General features: G+C 45.9%; 17 protein-coding genes and 1 riboswitch. Of the genes, 5 read left to right on the forward strand and 12 right to left on the reverse strand.

What is annotated here, in order from left to right:
- From KW93_RS15775 to KW93_RS15795, 5 genes are all read right to left on the reverse strand, one after another.
- The coding region (locus tag KW93_RS15775) for a hypothetical protein (RefSeq protein ID WP_033544010.1) at positions 1-333 on the reverse strand (333 nt) is incomplete at its 3' end.
- Positions 334-463: 130 nt separating this feature from the next.
- Complete coding sequence (locus tag KW93_RS15780) at positions 464-1,348, reverse strand: hypothetical protein (RefSeq protein ID WP_033544011.1); 885 nt, start codon at positions 1,346-1,348, stop codon at positions 464-466.
- 272 nt (positions 1,349-1,620) lie between these two features.
- Positions 1,621-2,214: an NADPH-dependent FMN reductase gene (locus tag KW93_RS15785; protein ID WP_200883356.1), complete on the reverse strand. Its 594-nt coding sequence runs from the start codon at positions 2,212-2,214 to the stop codon at positions 1,621-1,623.
- 17 nt (positions 2,215-2,231) lie between these two features.
- Complete coding sequence (locus KW93_RS15790) at positions 2,232-3,215, reverse strand: ring-cleaving dioxygenase (protein WP_033544013.1); 984 nt, start codon at positions 3,213-3,215, stop codon at positions 2,232-2,234.
- Positions 3,216-3,279: 64 nt separating this feature from the next.
- Positions 3,280-3,714, reverse strand: a complete 435-nt coding sequence (locus KW93_RS15795; RefSeq protein ID WP_033544014.1) for a MarR family winged helix-turn-helix transcriptional regulator — start codon at positions 3,712-3,714, stop codon at positions 3,280-3,282.
- Positions 3,715-3,905: 191 nt separating this feature from the next.
- Positions 3,906-4,003: riboswitch (guanidine-I (ykkC/yxkD leader) on the forward strand.
- 54 nt (positions 4,004-4,057) lie between these two features.
- On the opposite strand from KW93_RS15795, the gene KW93_RS15800 reads away from it, so the two are divergent.
- From KW93_RS15800 to KW93_RS15810, 3 genes are all read left to right on the forward strand, one after another.
- Positions 4,058-4,399 (forward strand): DMT family transporter, encoded by a 342-nt coding sequence (locus KW93_RS15800; RefSeq protein WP_033544015.1) that lies wholly within the window; start codon positions 4,058-4,060, stop codon positions 4,397-4,399.
- Positions 4,399-4,713 (forward strand): DMT family transporter, encoded by a 315-nt coding sequence (locus tag KW93_RS15805; RefSeq protein WP_033544016.1) that lies wholly within the window; start codon positions 4,399-4,401, stop codon positions 4,711-4,713. The genes KW93_RS15800 and KW93_RS15805 overlap by 1 nt, the downstream gene beginning before the upstream one ends.
- Before the next feature lie 130 nt (positions 4,714-4,843).
- Entirely contained in the window at positions 4,844-5,320 is a 477-nt protein-coding gene (locus KW93_RS15810; protein WP_052131665.1) for a hypothetical protein, read from the forward strand.
- Between the two features lie 63 nt (positions 5,321-5,383).
- On the opposite strand, the gene KW93_RS15815 is transcribed toward KW93_RS15810, so the two are convergent.
- From KW93_RS15815 to KW93_RS15835, 5 genes are all read right to left on the reverse strand, one after another.
- The gene (locus KW93_RS15815; protein ID WP_052131666.1) at positions 5,384-10,279 is read right to left on the reverse strand and encodes a DUF4132 domain-containing protein; all 4,896 of its coding nucleotides are present in this window, start codon (positions 10,277-10,279) and stop codon (positions 5,384-5,386) included.
- Positions 10,280-10,297: 18 nt separating this feature from the next.
- Positions 10,298-10,717 carry a hypothetical protein gene (locus tag KW93_RS15820; RefSeq protein ID WP_033544017.1) on the reverse strand — a complete coding sequence of 140 codons (420 nt, stop codon included), beginning with the start codon at positions 10,715-10,717 and terminating at the stop codon, positions 10,298-10,300.
- Between the two features lie 214 nt (positions 10,718-10,931).
- The gene (gene parC, locus KW93_RS15825) at positions 10,932-13,358 is read right to left on the reverse strand and encodes a DNA topoisomerase IV subunit A (protein ID WP_033544018.1); all 2,427 of its coding nucleotides are present in this window, start codon (positions 13,356-13,358) and stop codon (positions 10,932-10,934) included.
- Positions 13,355-15,331: a DNA topoisomerase IV subunit B gene (parE, locus tag KW93_RS15830; RefSeq protein ID WP_033544019.1), complete on the reverse strand. Its 1,977-nt coding sequence runs from the start codon at positions 15,329-15,331 to the stop codon at positions 13,355-13,357. Before parE ends, parC begins: the two co-directional genes overlap by 4 nt.
- A 119-nt stretch (positions 15,332-15,450) precedes the next feature.
- The gene (locus KW93_RS15835) at positions 15,451-15,864 is read right to left on the reverse strand and encodes a CoA-binding protein (protein ID WP_033544026.1); all 414 of its coding nucleotides are present in this window, start codon (positions 15,862-15,864) and stop codon (positions 15,451-15,453) included.
- Positions 15,865-15,993: 129 nt separating this feature from the next.
- On the opposite strand from KW93_RS15835, the gene plsY reads away from it, so the two are divergent.
- Both plsY and KW93_RS15845 read left to right on the forward strand, forming a co-directional pair.
- On the forward strand, positions 15,994-16,584 hold the full coding sequence (gene plsY / locus KW93_RS15840) for a glycerol-3-phosphate 1-O-acyltransferase PlsY (RefSeq protein WP_033544020.1): 591 nt from the start codon (positions 15,994-15,996) through the stop codon (positions 16,582-16,584).
- Positions 16,585-16,622: 38 nt separating this feature from the next.
- On the forward strand, positions 16,623-16,907 hold the full coding sequence (locus tag KW93_RS15845; RefSeq protein ID WP_033544021.1) for a HesB/YadR/YfhF family protein: 285 nt from the start codon (positions 16,623-16,625) through the stop codon (positions 16,905-16,907).
- Positions 16,908-16,953: 46 nt separating this feature from the next.
- Here the strand turns inward: KW93_RS15845 and KW93_RS15850 are convergent, their stop codons facing one another.
- Both KW93_RS15850 and KW93_RS15855 read right to left on the reverse strand, forming a co-directional pair.
- Positions 16,954-17,253 (reverse strand): hypothetical protein, encoded by a 300-nt coding sequence (locus tag KW93_RS15850; protein WP_033544022.1) that lies wholly within the window; start codon positions 17,251-17,253, stop codon positions 16,954-16,956.
- A complete protein-coding gene (locus KW93_RS15855; protein WP_033544023.1) occupies positions 17,237-17,677 on the reverse strand; it encodes an acyl-CoA thioesterase in 441 nt (146 codons plus the stop codon). Before KW93_RS15855 ends, KW93_RS15850 begins: the two co-directional genes overlap by 17 nt.
- Between the last annotated feature and the right edge of the window lie 113 nt (positions 17,678-17,790).

The raw sequence follows: 17,790 nt of genomic DNA on the forward strand, positions 1-17,790 counted from the left end.
TTTCTCGTATAAATCTCTATAGCTAATTACGAGAAGACTGAACATAAATATCAAGCTATAAAAAATTCTAGCATTAAATTCATCAGTCCCAAAAGTTTCATCAAACAAGATACTGACAGTTAAAGCTAACATGCTAACGACACTAAAAAGAATAAATAACGGCTTGTTTGATGAGAAATACTCTTTCTTCAATTCAATCACTAAATAAACGACTGCGAAGATAAGTGAAACAATCCGAGTTAGAAAAAAATATTCGTATTGGAGAAAAAACGTTGCAACTAAAAAGCCGATAAATGCCAAAATCACAATTATAGAAAAAGTATCTTTTTTCATCCCAAACACCTCATATTTCATTCTCGTCTACATAATATTCTTTAATACTTTAACTGATTTTGAATATAACTTAACTGCACTTAAGTTACATTCAGGTCAACAAAATAAGCGCAATAGCAAAATTTTTTAATTATTTCTGACGATATATCTTCAGAGAATACTGTCTCCACTCCGCTTGAAGTTCATCGAAATTAATGATTTTCCACGGGTTGAAAAAGGTTTGTCCATTCTTGTTAAAGAAAAGCTCATTCCCTACATGATAAGAAGCATGCTGGATTTGACCTGCGTCGGATTCCCATACTGCCACATCTCCTTCCATCAACTCTTCTGTTTTGATAAGGTGATGTGTTCTGCGCAACTTCTCCATAAACGTTTGAGGGTGTACCCACTCATGAATCATCCATTCTTGCTGTGAAATGGCGAAGAGTGTTGTGGACAAGCAATTGCTACCTGCTTCGATTGGAAAAGTGTTTGCGCATTTTTTAATCATGCTTGAGAGATGAACTGGCGCTTCTTCGCTTACCCAACCATCCCATTGCTGTGCATATGTCTTTAGCAAATGTGCCTTCGCAGAAAACGATAGTTTTTCCCACAGATCCGCATACAAAACAACAGATTCAACCTCTGAAGTTTTCACACCATATTCATTCAGAGGGAGCGACCCTCCCGGAAAATAGGACAGTGGGAAAATTAAACCTCTATTCATCTTTACCTGAATCTGCAAAAGTTTTTCTTTTTTAGCAGGAGCTATTTCTGTAATCCAATTTGCATGAGCCACAATTACAAATTCAACTTCTTTCGACAAGTTCCAGTACTCGTAGCTGTTTACAAGCTGTATTTGTTTGTAAGATGCATGATTGAAAAACTCTTCTCTCGGAATAAGCAAAGCCTGCAAAATCTCTTCTTCAAATAAAGGCAGGTGCTCTTCTTTAACAAAGAACAGGTCTTGTACAGGCACATATTGTTCAATCCAGTTATTAATCTGCTCATTTGATGGCTGCATAGTTATTCTCAAAATGACTTCTCCTTTAATCCAGTAAAGTTTTATAGAAGTAGCTCGTTACTTAACAACCATACTTCCTTTATTCAATTTTAACATATATATCCAGTATGAAGAGCTTGCATCTTTCTTCAAAAGAGATTCAAATCACATTAAATCAAGCTATTTAACCGTTCGTAAACATGTGTTAACAGTATACGAACGTTCACAAAAATGCATCCACTTTTCCGGACCGCAAAAAAAGAAGATGCCGGATTGGCACCTTCTTACTATAATTGATTTTTAGATTAGCGAATTGTTTTCAATGCAGTTGCCCACGGAATGACCTGATCAAGCATCTGGTTAACGGAATCCGCCTGTACTGCAGCCGGTTTGAAATCCGCTCCATTTTCGAAATCAGTGAACAGCGACAATGCCGGGTGAACGCGTACGTCCGCTACCGATAATTCGCCAAGGATGCCGCGAAGATGTTCTGCCGCACGTGCACCGCCTACAGAACCATATGAGACAATCCCGGCTGCTTTGTTGTTCCACTCTTCACGCAGGTAATCCAGCGCATTCTTCAATGAACCCGTGATTGAGTGATTGTATTCCTGAACGATGAATACGAACCCGTCCTGCTCTGCTACTGCTTTGGACCATTCTGCCGCTCCTGAAGCATCGTGGCCATTTTCACCAAGCAATGGCAATTTATAATCTGCGATGTCGATGATTGTATAGTTCGCGTCTCCGCGTTTATCAGCCAATTCTTTTACCCAATTCCCTACCTGCGGGCTTAAGCGCCCTTCACGTGTTGATCCCAAGATAATACCGATGTTCAATTTTGTCATTTCTGTTTCCCCCTGTTGTTTTGATTTGAATAGGTTTGAAAATAAAGTCATTTCTGTTTACTCACTTTTTACAAATATTCTTTTTCGATTGCACGGGTACTGCGGACCGTGTCAATAGGGCGCACCATACTTTCAATGCGATTCCGCTGTGCTTCAAGGAATGGTGGAAGGCTTAATTTCTCACCCAGGGTTTCATAAGGCTCATCCCCCATAAAGCCTGGACCATCCGTCGCCCATTCGAACAGGATGCCCGGAGCCACGCGTGCATACAGCGATTCGAAGAAGAAGCGGTCCACATAACCCGAAGTGCCGATGCCAGTCGCCTGCATATGGTCGATCCACTCGTTCAATGCCGCCGTATCATGCACACGGAATGCGGTATGATGGACCGTGCCGAAACCTTGCCGCCCGGCTGGAAGAATGGCGTTATACTCAACGATGACCTGTGCCCCGTTGCCGCCCTGGCCCATTTCGAATAAATGCAGGGAACCTTCTTTGGCGATTTCGCGCATGCCCATCACTTTTTCGAGCACTTGCTTCAAATAATCGAATTGAGCAATGCGGATGTGGATCGGCCCGAGTCCGGTAATGGCAAACTCGAGTGGAACGGGTCCGTTCTGCCAAGGTGTGCCGGATTCCACGCCTTCATCCAATTCATCCGACACCAGCATATACTGCTGGTCATCAAAATCGACGAATGACAAAGTCTTCTTTCCAAATAATTCTTTGATGCCTGAATGTTTCACTTCGTATTTATCGAAACGTTTGATCCAATAATCGAGTGCGGCGTCTGATGGCACCCGGAAAGCTGTTTTGTAGATTTCGTTTGTGCCGTGTGTCCCTTTCGGAATTCCCGGAAAGTCAAAGAACGTCATATCCGTTCCCGCTGAACCTTTGTCATCCGCAAAAAACAGATGATACGTCTGGATGTCGTCCTGGTTCACGGTCTTTTTCACAAGGCGCATGCCCAGTACATACGTGAAAAACTCATAGTTTTTTTCCGCACTGCTCGTTATGGCTGTTACGTGGTGGATTCCTTTTAATTCATTCATCTGATCCGCTCCTTAAATTCGAATTATAGTATCTCAAAACAAGATTATAAAAGCCTAAAATATTTTAAACTTCCAGTGCCTTGTAACCGACTTTTTTCAGATTACTGATCATGTTTTCTTTCTCTTCCGGTTTCAGTTCATCAAACAGTCTATCAATCATCATTTCATGCTCAGGCCAAATGCGTTCCAACAATGCCCGTCCTTCTTCTGTCAGTTCTGCATATGTCACACGCCGGTCTTCCGCGCATTCAGTCCGCCTGACATATTTCTTCACTTCCAGTTTATCGACGACGTACGTAATGCTGCTGCTGGCAATCAAAACCTTTTTGCCGATCGATTGTATCGGTTGCCTGCCCTGGTGGTACAGTAATTCAAGAACTGAAAATTCGGTGGGGTTGAGACCGCTGGCGGCTGCATCGTTTTTTATTACTTCCCGTATGGCATCGGCTGCCCGGATAATCACGGCGACAGCTTTCAGATTGCGATTCGGTAAATCCATCCCGCTCACCTCTTTTGTTTTAATTCATATATCTTTAATTCGAGATAAGCTTAACATGCCTATTTTTATATGTCAATGAATTGAACCGCCATGAATAGTCAGCGATTCTCTTCCCTTTCTTCTATATAATACGTATCCCTTTAACCCATCGTGAATCTCATGTATACTTGGGCAGTAATCAAATAATACGATCTAAAGTTTTCTAGGGTTCCGCAAGCTTCCGCTTGGCCTGGTCCGAGAGAAAACACACAGCTATGCTGTGACACGGAGGGACAAAAGCCTGGGAGAAACTGTACAACAGTTTTTTCAGGCTTTTTTATTTTGCAGCAGGAGGGATTTTCAAATGAATAAAGAATGGACAAAAGTCTATATTGCCGCCTTTTTTGAAGTTTTCTGGGTTATCGGCCTGAAGCATGCGGACGGCTTCTGGCCCTGGACCGGAACGATCATTGCCATCATCGTCAGTTTTTACCTGATGATTATGGCGGGACGGAAACTGCCGGTCGGTACCGTCTATGCCGTTTTCGTCGGGATGGGTACCGCCGGAACAGTGCTGGCAGAGATCATGATTTTCAATGAACCGCTCCAATGGTCGAAGATCTTTCTGATCGGCGTATTGCTGGCAGGTGTCATCGGATTGAAACTGGTGACAGATGACAAATCGGATAAAGGAGCTGAAGCCTAATGGCCTGGATTTCCCTGGTTATAGCCGGATTGTTTGAAATGGCGGGTGTTGCGATGATCAATAAATGGCATCATGACCGCAAATGGCATTCATTGCTTATGCTGCTTGCCGGTTTCGGACTGAGCTTTGTCTTTTTATCAATTGCCATGGAAACATTGCCGATGGGCACTGCCTATGCTGTCTGGACAGGAATAGGTGCTTCCGGCGGCGCGATTATCGGAATGCTTTTCTATAATGAAGATAAGGATTGGAAACGAATCCTTTTCATCGCCATGGTGCTGGGCTCTGCAGTCGGCTTGAAAATGGTTTCCTGAGTGGTACAATCTCTGTCAAAAGGCTTTCGCGAAACTGCGAAAGCCTTTTTTATCGCTGCCAGTATGTTAATCGTGCATTCATATTGGGTATAGAAAAGCAATACAGGATGTTTACAAAGGAGGATAATGAATGGATTCGACAATTTGGTGGATCATTATAATCGGAATACTTGTACTTGGCCTGATTATCGCAGGGATTGGTGTAGCACTTTTCGTTAAAGGCATGAAAGAACCGATGAAAAAGATCAAAGGTTCAGCAAACAACATGAAGGAACGCTTTGATGGGCTGAATCTGGAACTTTCCAGCTTGACGCATACCACAACCGAACTGTCGGAAGAAATTGCCGTTAAGTCTGAAAAGATCGGCATGCTGGTGGACGCAGGTAAAGGTACCATGAATTCGGTCGTCGATTTGAATGCGTCGGTACGGGCAATCACCGACCGAATCGTAGGACGTGCTGAGCGGGATCCAGAGAATAGACACCAGGTCAAGCGATTGACCAATACAGCAGAAGAGATCATCCATCTGCCGGAGAACCTGCAGACTCTCAATCCCGATGAGGAAAAGGGAAATTACGATACGCTGTATTTTGGAAAAGTACGCTGATAGAAACTCCATACGCAAAAAGGCAGCCGATGAGGGCTGCCTTTTTCTGTGCCGGAAACTTTGTTAAGCTCTGAGCTGTGCCAGAATATGCGGATCTTTTATCGTTTGGTCATTGGCCAGTAAAAGGATTTTCGCCAGAATTTCAGCCGTTTTCGGATCTTCATCCAAAAATGGCAGGAACAGTCTGCCTCTGTGCTGGCTGTGGACAGGAATGATATAAATGGAACCAATCGCCATTCTCTGCACCGAGCCGCTGCCCAGATGGACCCCGTACTCTCCCATAGTCCCTTTGATAACAGCAAAGTTCTTATCCAGCCGGACATTTTCCGTTTTTGTCAGCCTCAACGATTCACCGATAATCGCTTTTCGCATCTCGATCGTCGTCAGGCTGGCTTCCGGATCGACGCCGCCGACATGTGCAACGCTTACGGCCAAATCCACATCCCTCATGGTTTCCGAGAAAATAATCGGCGGAATGTCCATCAGTTTCACCGGTTCATGGGTTCTGCGGTGAAAGAATGCCACATGTTCCAGCGCGGGACTTTCAATATCAGCCGGTGAAAACCAGTCAGCCATTGCGTCCACTGTCGCGATGATATTTTCCTGGTGGTAAACTTTTTGCAAACCGGTTTCATAGTGAATCGTCCATGAGCGCCCTCTGAAGAGCGCAATCGCTTTGGCAGGCTGAAGCTGATGGCCCGCGTAGCGCAATGACCGGTAGCCATCCTGTTTTTCGTCTTCATTGAGAACATACAGTTCACGGAATACCTGCTTGAATGGCTGGACGACCTTCTGATCATAGATAATACGCTGGTAAGCTGCCCATACTCCGTGTTCCTGCAGAGTTGCACAATGGGCGATTGTTGCGGCTTCTGTCTGCTGGAGCGGGTAAACTTCACCGTCTTCTTGCATAAGTCCTGTTTCACCAATAAAACCAAAGCGCTCCCCTATTTGGAATACCAGTTTTTTCACTAGCGGTGCCACTGTCGGGTTTTGCAGCATCTGATGCAGTTCGGCTGCACGGAATGGAGTCTGTAAAATCAGGGACTTTTCCAGTTCGATCCGGTTTCGGCTGTATTGCTCTTTTAATTTGGAGTGGATTTCTTTCAACGTTTTTACATATTCATTCTTTTTTAGTTTGGCGGGCAGTGATGCCAGTTCTTTTTCGTCCCGAAAGATTAGAAGCCGGCTTTTGCCGTTGTCATCAATGGCGATATGGACCGTGTATCCTTCCATATCTGCCGGAACGGTGTACGGCTGAAGGGCGTCCATTTTTCTGGCTTCCAGTGACCAGCGCATCCGCGTCACATCTCCATAGCCTCCGGCTTCCGCTAAATTCATCAAAGCGATGTCCACCACCTTGGCTTCACTCGCACGCCTCTGTGCCCCGAAACTTCTGCTTTCCGTCAAGAATTGCTGGATGAAATCATAGCGTTCCAATATGGTCTCTTCGGAGTCACCGGTGACCGGCAGCAAACTGAACGACAATAAATGCTCTTTATTGCGTTTTGTCCGTATGCTTGCTTTCAGTTCTTCCGGATCCAATTTCCCCATGGCTGCATCTGCAAATAATTGTGCTCTCCTGTGGAAGGCGCCTGTCGAAATATATTTTGCACAGGCATACAGCTGGTTAAAACGCTCTTCTCCCAGTTCCTTATAAGCTTCAGTAAACCAGCCGATATCAAAAGCCCCGTCATTAAACTGTTCCGGAGAGATTTTTGAGTAATGGGCTATAATCGTCTCTTTTTCAGCAGACAGGTTTTCGCCGGTATGCGCATGGAAATACCAGATCGCTTTTTTCAGGCCGTCCCATCTCAGGTAGCCGGAAATAATGTCGGTCCATTGAGGCGCGTACATGGCCGCTTCCAGCAGGCGTTTATCCGTAACCGGAAAGTCCTTGAGAAGATGCGCCAGACGTTCTGCACTGTCATGTTGATGCGGATGACAGTTTCTGAGCAGATGGCTCAAGACATCCTTTTTGGCATATTCACTGAAAAATGAATAGAAATATCCACGGGCAAATGTTTCATTGTCCATTGCTTTCAAAATCGAGACAAAATATTCGATTCCATTAAAATGGTCGATTTCCACGACCAATTTCGAAATGGGTGTCGGAAGTTCGCCTCTTCTCAGCTCAATTTCCAAAAGACGGACGACCAGTTCTTCTTTTATAGGGGTGAGCGCTTTGAATTTGCCTGCCGAACCAGGATGGGTCAGGTTATAGAGATGATGGCGATATTCCCCTCCGCTTCGTTCCACCAGTTCTTTAAAGCACTCATTTCTGTCAATCAACCCGAGCGCATGGGCCCGCTCGATTTCTTCAGTTTCAAATTTATATTTCCGGAAATTCTTCGCCGTGTAAAGCTGGTACTTCAAGTTGAAATACCGTTTGAATGATTCTTCACCGGACAGATCTTCCGACAGCCATTCGAGCCACGGATGGGCCAGGTATTCATATAATCCGCGCTGTTCTTTTCGCAGCTCTTCAGGAATCGCTTTGATCAGGTGGTTTAAGATTCGGCTGGTCACATCAAAGAAAGCCTGTTTATCCCGGTCTTCAAAAAATGCGGTGATGATTTCCGCCAGCTGCTGTTTGTATCGCAGCCCATCGAAAATGGCATAGCACCCAGCCGCGAATGTCAGCGGATAAAGCGATTCAAACAGCTCTTTTCTCCATTTGCTGGAAGGTGTTGATCCTGCGGCTTCTATTTTGCAAAGCTTCAGGTAATAGAGATAAGGCTGCTGCAGCGCAAAGACTGTTTCAATTTGATACAGTTCCGAAGGCGTCACTTTTATTTCTTCAAAAAAATCGACCCACAGCTGTGTCAATGGAAGCGTTTGAATTCCTTTTTTCTGATTTTCGCCGTCATACTGATTGTCCCGGTTGATCTCCGCCCCGATCAAATACGTTTCGGCCGAACCATACCATTCCAGTTCATAGGACGCGTTTCGGTGTTCATGGACGAGTCGATCCAGTCCGGAAAGAATCTCGTTGAAACGGCTTTGCGGAATCGTGATGAACGAGTGCAGCGAAAGCGGCTCAATTTCCGGATGGTCTTGTAAAAGCACGAGCTGCCGGTTCGGGTCGTATAAGCCCAGTCCTGCCTGTACCGCCTCTTTTTCCTGGATCAACAGCTTATCCATCAGAATCTGCTCTTTCGGCGTCGGCTGATCGATAGACAAATGCATGTGGTGAAAAGCTGGATTTTGTTCCGGATGTTTATCTTTCAGGACGGTCAGAATTTCCAGTGCACCAAGCCGCATCAGCTCATTTTTGCTTGTAATCATTCGTTCCAAAGAATGTTTCAGCATCGGTTCGTCTAATTTCAGCAACAGCTTGATTGCAGCCTGTCGAACCGTTCCGGTTTTCAGTTTCATAAGTGCTTCCACACGGATCACTTCACCGGAATCCAGCGTCATATGATTGATCTTTTTTAATGCTAGTTCACGGATATGGCTGCTGCGGTCCGACAGACTGGAAAAAATAAAGTCTTTTTGGACAGGTTCTTCTAAATTGCGGATGAAATATTCCATTATCGTTCCTTTTGTATCTGAACTTAGGCGCTCTTTATGTTTCAGAATCGCTTTCAGCTTATCGAAATCCTGGTCATAAGACAGCAGATACAGCATTTTCTGAGCGACAAAATCACTGGAATACTGAATTTGAGCGTTATTAAACAGTCTCAATGAAAGCGTTTGTTCTTTTTGCGGTGCGGCGAGCAGCATTTCCATCAGCAGCGAAAACTGACGGGTGCGTTCCGTGTCGTTACCGAGTTCAGGTATATAATTGACATCCTCCCGCGCACTTCCCCCAGTCGCATACACTTTATAAACGGCTTCATAATTGAAGGTATCCGGGTAGTTGGCGATGACCATCGCTTCCAGTTCAGTTGTAGATACACCCAGATTTGCAGATGCCACGGCATATTTGACGTGCAGGTTTTCACTTTGAAGGAGCACGTGCATGGCTGCCGCTTTCTGATAAGGCGCACCGTGTTCCATAACGGCTACAACAGCACTTCCCAAATCCTGTTCATCCCGCACAGCTGTCGCCCAAATGCTGATATACAATTGATCCGCGTTTTCACTGGTGAGCCATTCAGTCCGGAGTGAATCATCAGTGAGAGCAGAATGCATATAACGGATCATCTGTTTTAAAACCCGTTTGTTTTCCACATCCAGCTCTATCCCCGTCCAGACACTCATTGCCCGTGCCACTGAACTGAACCGGGTGAGATCATGTTCAATAATGACCTGCATCAGGTGGATGGTTGCGCCAAGACAGCCTTCATCCATCGTTTCCACAATGCTCTGCCTTAAGCCCTCCTGCAATCTGGCGGCCACCAGCATCTGTCCGAGCAGCTCATACATTTCTTTATTGTGGCTCATGACCATTCCTTTAATGAGGTCTCTCGACAGCAGGATGTGATTATTGTCACCAAAAACAGCCTGTTGAATGCTTTCCAGTATTTCTATGTTTTGCTGATCGATTTCATAGGCGATGACGTCACTTGCGATACTGTATTCATCATAATACGAATCATCGGACAGCAGCTGCACCGGGCTCCGCCCCGATGAGGCAAAAGCATAAAGTCCAAGGCATTTCCAAAGGATAGGATCCAGATGTGCCGATTGATCCGACGTTCGAAACGGCCTTCTGAAATAACCGGTGCCAGTGGCATATTCGGTGGAATGTTCAATGATGTACGCCAGAACTTCAGCATAATAGGGGGGCAGGAGCTGCCCGGTCAAAAGTTTCAGCTTGGCAATTTTTTCCTCGAAACCAGGAGCTGTTCGCTCCAATTCTCTTTTTATGCGGCGAATATGGGCATCATAAAAATAATTTTCTGCTATGGCAGCTTTCATCAGCTTTTTTCCAAGTGATTTATCAATTTCCGCCAGATTATCCACTTTTCCTTCAATGTCCTGCAGGAATCGTTCATCTATGTTTCGAGTCATTTTTCATCCTCCATCCGCTCACCACATTCTCCCTGCCAACATGGTCAGCCGAAGAAAAACCAGGTTATCCTGTTCTTTAAATTCTATTGGTTCTTCATAATTTCCCACTTCATGATCGTTGATGAAAACCCGGTAAAGTCCGTCGGAGAATGCTTGCTCAGCTTCCTCCAGTGCTCTTTCCACATCCGCTTTTTTACCGCCATAGACATGATCAAATCCTGCTTTACCTGTTTTAAGATGGCTTTCCAGTTCACTGGCTGTCAGGAAAGAGATGACGGTACGTGATTCCGGCAATTCATTTAATGCTCTTATATTTTGATGAACAAGTTCCTCAATCAGTCCTCTGAGCGAATTGACCGTTTCCGGCAGTATGATGGACCGCTGGGCCAAAAACTTTTTTGACGAACTCATACTTTTAACAGTAATGAAAACTTCCACTTCAGGCCGCCTCCTGCTTCTCTGTTCTTATTAAAGATATTAACATTAATTCCCACCGTTCGATAAAGGATTTAAGCAATTTTTATAAATAATATTTAAGTTTACATAATAATAATATTTATTCATAAGCACTTACTTATGAGTAAATATTATGGCTTTTCACTGCATTGTCGTATATAAAAAGCGCCTCCTTTTTAAAGGAGACGCTTCTGAATCAATCTTTTAATGGAATAAGATACACATTTTCGACTTTGCCGTCAGATGCTTCGTCCAGCACGAACGAACCATTTGAGTAGCGGTCGACAGGTTTCAGGTTAGCTGTGGAAATGGTCAATCGAACATTTTTTGCAGTTTCCAAAATGATTTCTTCATTTCCTGTAACCGCTTCGACTGAAATGACACGATGCGGATTCGCTTTAAGCTCGCGAAGCATTACGACACCGCGTTTTGCCCGGCTGCCTGCTTCAAATTCAGTTACGCGCATCTTTTTGGCTGCCCCGCGCTGCGTGACAACAACAAGATCCTGCTTCATTTCTGAATCGATCAGTACTGCCGATACGGCGAAATCCTTGTCTTTCAGATTAACGCCTTTGACGCCCGCTGTACGAAGGCCGGTCACAGGCACTTCTTCTATCGGGAACCGGACAGCATAAGCATGATGGGTGCCGATGAATAAATCGGTTTCCTTTGTCACCAGACCCGCATAAATCATAGTATCGCCTTTTTTCAGATTCATCGTCTTGATTGTGCGTGAATAGCGCTGCACCTGATAATCCTTTAATGCCGAGCGCTTGACCTGTCCCAGTCTTGAAACGGTCAGGAAACTGGCGTCCGCATCGAAATTTTCGAACGGATAGACGGCGAGAACCGATTCATCGGGTTCCAACTGGATGATACTGGACAAATGCTGTCCGAGATCTTTCCATTTGATATCCGGCAATTCATTGATCGGCTGATAGACAAAATTTCCTTTTGTCGTGAAAATCAATATGGTGTGCTGCGTATTGAGGTTTCCTTCAAACAATAGATGATCGGACTCTTTCATGGCAAAATCCTTGCCGTTCGAAGCGGCATGCGATCTTGTGCTGGTCCGTTTCACGTAGCCTTCTTTGGTTACCGTTACCACCACTTCTTCACTCGGAATCATCACTTCGCGGGTGATTGTGATCTCTTCGATTTTCTCTTCGATGACGGAACGGCGAGGTTCCGCAAATTGTTTGCGGATGCCGGCCAGTTCTTTTTTGATGACATTTTTCAATTTGGTCGCACTAGTCAGTATGCCGGTGAGTTCTTCAATCAGCTTTCTGAGTGCTGCCTCTTCTTTCTGCAATTCAGTGATATCCGTATTCGTCAGTCTGTAAAGCTGCAAGGAGACAATCGCTTCAGCCTGCGCTTCTGAAAATGCGAAGGACTCGATCAGATTATTTTTCGCGTCACGCTTGTCTTTTGAAGCACGGATCGTTTTGATGACTTTATCGAGTATCGACAGGGCCTTCATCAAACCTTCCACAATATGCATGCGGTCTTTGGCTTTATGAAGATCGAATTCAGAACGTTTTGTCACGATTTCTTTTTGGTGTGCGATATAGGCATCAAGCAATGACTGCAAGGTCATCATCGTCGGCCGTCGTTTATAGATGGCAACCATATTGAAGTTATAGCTTACCTGCAGATCCGTGTTTTTGTAGAGATAGTTCAGGATCCCGGCTGCCTGGACGTCTTTTTTCAATTCAATGACGATGCGCAGGCCGCTGCGGTCCGATTCGTCACGTACTTCGGAAATGCCATCAAGTTTGCGGTCAAAGCGCTGATCATCTATTTTTTTGATCATCGTCGCTTTATTGACTTCAAAAGGAATTTCTGTGATGACGATCTGTTCCTTGCCGCCTTTCAGCGGTTCGATGTCCGCTTTTGAACGGACAATGATCTTGCCTTTTCCGGTTTCATAAGCTTTACGGATGCCGTCGACGCCCTGGATAATGCCGCCAGTCGGAAAGTCCGGCCCTTTGATGACTTTCATCAGTTCATCCACCGTCGCATCCGGATTATCCATCCGCATCAGAACCGCATCCAGCACTTCATGCAGCGCGTGCGGCGGAATATCAGTGGCATAACCGGCCGAAATACCGGTGGATCCGTTTACAAGCAGATTCGGGAAGCGTGCAGGCAACACAGTCGGTTCCATATCTGAATCATCAAAGTTCGGGATAAAATCGACTGTGCGTTTGTCGATATCCCGCAGAAGTTCTCCTGCAATAGCTGATAGCCGGGCTTCTGTATACCGCATCGCTGCCGGCGAATCCCCGTCCATCGATCCGTTATTGCCGTGCATTTCCACGAGCATATGGCGCAGTTTCCAGTCCTGGCTGAGACGAACCATCGCTTCGTAAACGGAACTGTCCCCGTGCGGATGGTAGTTCCCGATTACGTTGCCGACCGTTTTCGCCGACTTACGGAATGCTTTTTCGTTCGTATTGCCTTCATGGTACATCGCATACAGGATGCGCCGCTGTACCGGTTTCAGGCCGTCCCGCGCATCCGGCAGTGCCCGGTCCTGAATAATGTATTTACTGTACCGTCCAAACCGATCGCCGATGACTTCTTCGAGTGGCAGATCCTGAAAACGTTCGATTTGCGTCATACCAGTTCCTCCTCAGCGTGGATCAGATCATTTTCAAGAATATTGCTGTCGTCTTCCAGACCAAAATCAACATTATTCTCGATCCACTTTCTTCGCGGTTCCACTTTATCGCCCATCAATGTGGTGATGCGGCGTTCAGCGCGTGCCCCGTCTTCTATCGTGACCCGGATCAGCGTGCGCGTTTCGGGATTCATCGTCGTCTCCCATAATTGGTCGGCATTCATCTCACCGAGACCTTTATAACGCTGCAGCATGTATCCTTTACCGACTTTTTTGGTCGAAGCTTCCAAATCAGCTTCCGTCCATGCGTAATCGACCACTTCTTTTTTGCCGATTCCTTTGGACACTTTATAGAGCGGCGGCAATGCAATAAACACTTTGCCCGCTTCGATCAATGGTTTCATATAGCGATAGAAGAATGTCAGCAGCAGCACTTGGATATGCGCGCCGTCCGTATCGGCATCCGTCATGATGATGACTTTGTTATAGGCGATGTCTTCCACGGAGAAATCTGAAGAAACCCCACCGCCGATTGCGTGGATGATCGTTGAAATTTCCTCGTTTTTCATGATTTCTTCCAGTTTCGCTTTTTCCGTATTAACGACCTTCCCGCGGAGCGGCAGAATTGCCTGGAATGTGCGGTCGCGGCCCTGTTTGGCAGAACCGCCGGCAGAGTCACCCTCCACCAGATACAATTCATTTTTTGCTGCATTGCGTGATTGCGCCGGTGTCAATTTTCCGGACAGCAGCATATCCGATTTTTTGCGTTTTTTGCCGTTGCGCGCATCTTCACGCGCCTTTCGTGCAGCCAGACGCGCCTGAGAAGCACGGATCGCTTTTCGCACCAGTGAAGCGCTGAGATCCGCATTTTCCTCCAGGAAATACATCAGTTTTTGGGAAACGACCGAATCCACGATGCTGCGCGCTTCGCTCGTCCCCAGTTTGCTTTTCGTCTGGCCTTCGAATTGAAGCAATGCCTCCGGAATCCGCACCGAAACAATGGCTGCAATCCCTTCACGGATATCGGAGCCTTCAAGGTTTTTATCTTTTTCCTTCAATAGATTAATTTTTCGCGCATAATCATTGAACACGCGGGTGATGGCGGCTTTGGCCCCGGTTTCATGCGTGCCCCCGTCCCGTGTGCGGACATTATTGACAAAAGACAGAATGGTTTCGGAATAACCGTCGTTGAACTGGAAGGAAAACTCGACTTCCAGTTCCTCCTGCCTGCCTTCAATATAGGCGACTTTGTGCAATACATCTTTCTCTTCATTTAAATATTCAACAAACGCTTCGATACCGGTTTCATAGAAAAACACGTCGTGCTGTTCTTCATCATTCCGTTTATCGATAAGCTCGATTTTCAGCCCTTTTAAAAGGAAAGCCGACTCGCGCAAGCGTTCGCTCAGCGTTTCATAATTGTATTTCGTAGCAGAAAAAATTAAAGGGTCAGGACGGAAATGAATATTTGTGCCGCTTTCTTTTGTGGAACCGACCTCTTCAAGCGTGGTAGCGGGTTTGCCGCCATTTTCAAAGCGCTGGCGGTACTTCTTGCCGTCCCTGTATATCGTTACTTCCAGATACTCGGACAATGCATTGACGACAGAAGCTCCCACACCGTGAAGTCCGCCACTTGTCTTATAGCCGCCCTGGCCGAATTTCCCTCCGGCATGGAGCACAGTCAAAATAACCTCAGGCGTCGGTTTCCCGCTGCGGTGCATGCCGGTTGGCATACCACGGCCGTAATCGCGTACGCTGATGCTGTTGTCTTCATGTATGGTGACGCTGATTTTATCGCCGTGTCCAGCCAGTGCTTCATCCACCGAATTATCGACGATCTCATAGACCAGGTGATGAAGGCCCCGCGTGTCGGTTGAACCGATATACATGCCCGGGCGCTTTCTTACGGCATCTAATCCTTCAAGTACCTGGATTGCTTCTTCGTTGTATGCCGTATTCTTAGTTTTTGTCATCAAATTCCCTCCAACAAACATCTGTTCGCATATATCTATCTTCTAATCGTATCGATAAGTCCGCCATCTGTCAATAACCACAGAAAAAGAGCGCCAGGCGCCCTTTTCCTTGTGTAACCTTATTTAAGGATGGCGTGTTCGACTTTAATGCAGCGGTCCATAATTACTGTGTGGCCAAGTTCCGTTAACCGTTCAAATACTTCATCATCCACTACGTTCAGCTGCGTCCAGAACACCGGACAGTCAATTTCAAGGAATTCTTCAGCAAGTTCTTTCAAAAACTCGCTGCGCCTGAAAACATTGACAATGTCGACCGGCTCCGGTATATCCTTCAGTGAAGCGTAACTTTTCTCACCCAGGACTTCATCCGCAACAGGATTTACGGGGATAATGCGATAACCTGCTTTTTGCATCGCTTCCGATACCATATAGGAAGTCCGGTTCGGATTCGGGCTGAGCCCGACAACAGCAATGGTTTTGGAAGTGTCCAGAACTTTTTTTATTTCTTCACGGGTTGGGTTGTTCATTGGGATCACCTGTCCTTTTTATTCTATCATACATGTTATTCTCGCTGTTTCATAAAAATCCTGCAACTATTGTTTTAAGAACTTTTTGCGTGTTAAACTGGGATTAGTAAATAGATAGTTTAGAAGGAGTCTATCATGGATATATTGTTACCAGTAATACTGGCTTACCTGCTTGGATCGATTCCGTCTGCACTCTGGATCGGAAAAATTTTCTACAATACCGATGTCCGGACCAAAGGCAGCGGCAATCTCGGCGCCACCAATACCTTCCGTGTACTGGGTAAAACAGCCGGGCTGATCGTCACCATCCTCGATATCTTGAAAGGGACGGCTGCAACGCTGCTCCCGCTCCTTATCGACACGAACATCCACCCGCTGATTCTCGGCCTTATTGCTGTCGTCGGCCATATGTATCCGGTGTTCGCTAAGTTCAAAGGCGGCAAGGCTGTCGCCACTTCCGGAGGAATCCTGCTGGGGTACCAATGGCCACTGTTTCTTGTAGCGGTTGCGGTCCTCCTGATCACCTTGAAGATCACCAAAATGGTTTCATTGTCATCGATGGTGCTTGCCACAGTTGCTGTTATTTACGCCATCATTTATGCTGTGAATACAGGAGATTATCCGTTCCTTGCCGTGATTTTAGTGCTGGCGGCGTTTATCTTCTATCGCCACCGCGCGAACATCGCCCGTATTCGCGCAGGCACAGAACCAAAGATAAAATGGTGAAATGGCTAAGCTGCTTAATTGAAAGGACGTGAATTCCGATGGAAATTAAGATCAGTACAGACGCATTCGACTGGTTCCACAATGAAATGGAAGTATCGGCCGGTGAATCAGTCCGATTCTTTGTCCGTTATGGAGGCTCAGGTCTGCAACCCGGGTTTTCACTTGGCGTGACGAAAGATCAGCCGCATGAAGCGGCCGTTGAAGTTGAAGAGGATCAGGTGAAATATTTTATTGAACAAAGTGATCTCTGGTATTTCGACGGACATGATCTCTCCGTCTCCGTCAATGATGAACTGGATGAACTTGATTATTCATATGAATAAAAACGGAAAGCCGGAAAAGAAGGTCTCATCTTCTTTTCCAGCTTTTTTAGTTTTCGAGCTTTTCCACTTGTTCAAGCTTTCCTTCAGCCTTTAGTATCGCCTTTTGCCGGTCGCCGAAAAGATCGAAATGAGGATATTTGCCTCGCAGATCAAGCCATTCGGGACGCAGGCCATACTGTCTGCCCCACGCTTTTAATTTATCGAGGTCGCTGCAGCCAACTTTTGTAACAGTGCTGCATCCGGGAAACCGCTCATCAATCCAGTAATGGGTCAAAAAAGCGATATTCCCATCTTCCACATCCTGTTTCCACCGATCCAGTTCCTCTCGCTTAATTCCGAACGCCATGGTCTTCCCTCTTTTTTATTTCTTCGTATTTCTCATGCCATTCAGGATAGATTTTCTGCAATGAAACCGGGCGGAAAGTTTCTTTCTTTACCACCACATGCTCGGAAGTGGCTTTTGCCGCCAGTGTGCCGTCTTCATGCAAAATTTCGTAGCCGTAAGTTGTGCGCAGGCGGCCGTGTTCTTCGACCCATGTCCGGACGGTGGCTTTCTGGCCATAGCGCATAGCCGCTTTATATTGGATGGATATATCGGTCACAGGGGACAAATAGCCCTGGCTTTCCATTTCCGCGTATGTAAATCCAACGTCTTCGATCAGTTTTGTGCGGCCGATCTCAAGCCAAATAATATAATTCGCATGATAAACGACACCCATCTGATCAGTTTCCGCGTAGCGGATTTCTATTTCTTTTTCACTGATAAGCATTCCAGATTCACCTCTATGTCAGTATACAGAAAATGTTATTAAAACTCTAAGAGAAAAGGCTATTAAGAAGTTATGTTTTCTTGAATCATTTCGCTTTTAGGCGGACGCTTTCC

This window comes from Planococcus sp. CAU13 (genome assembly GCF_000775575.1).
Lineage (GTDB): Bacteria > Bacillota > Bacilli > Bacillales_A > Planococcaceae > Planococcus.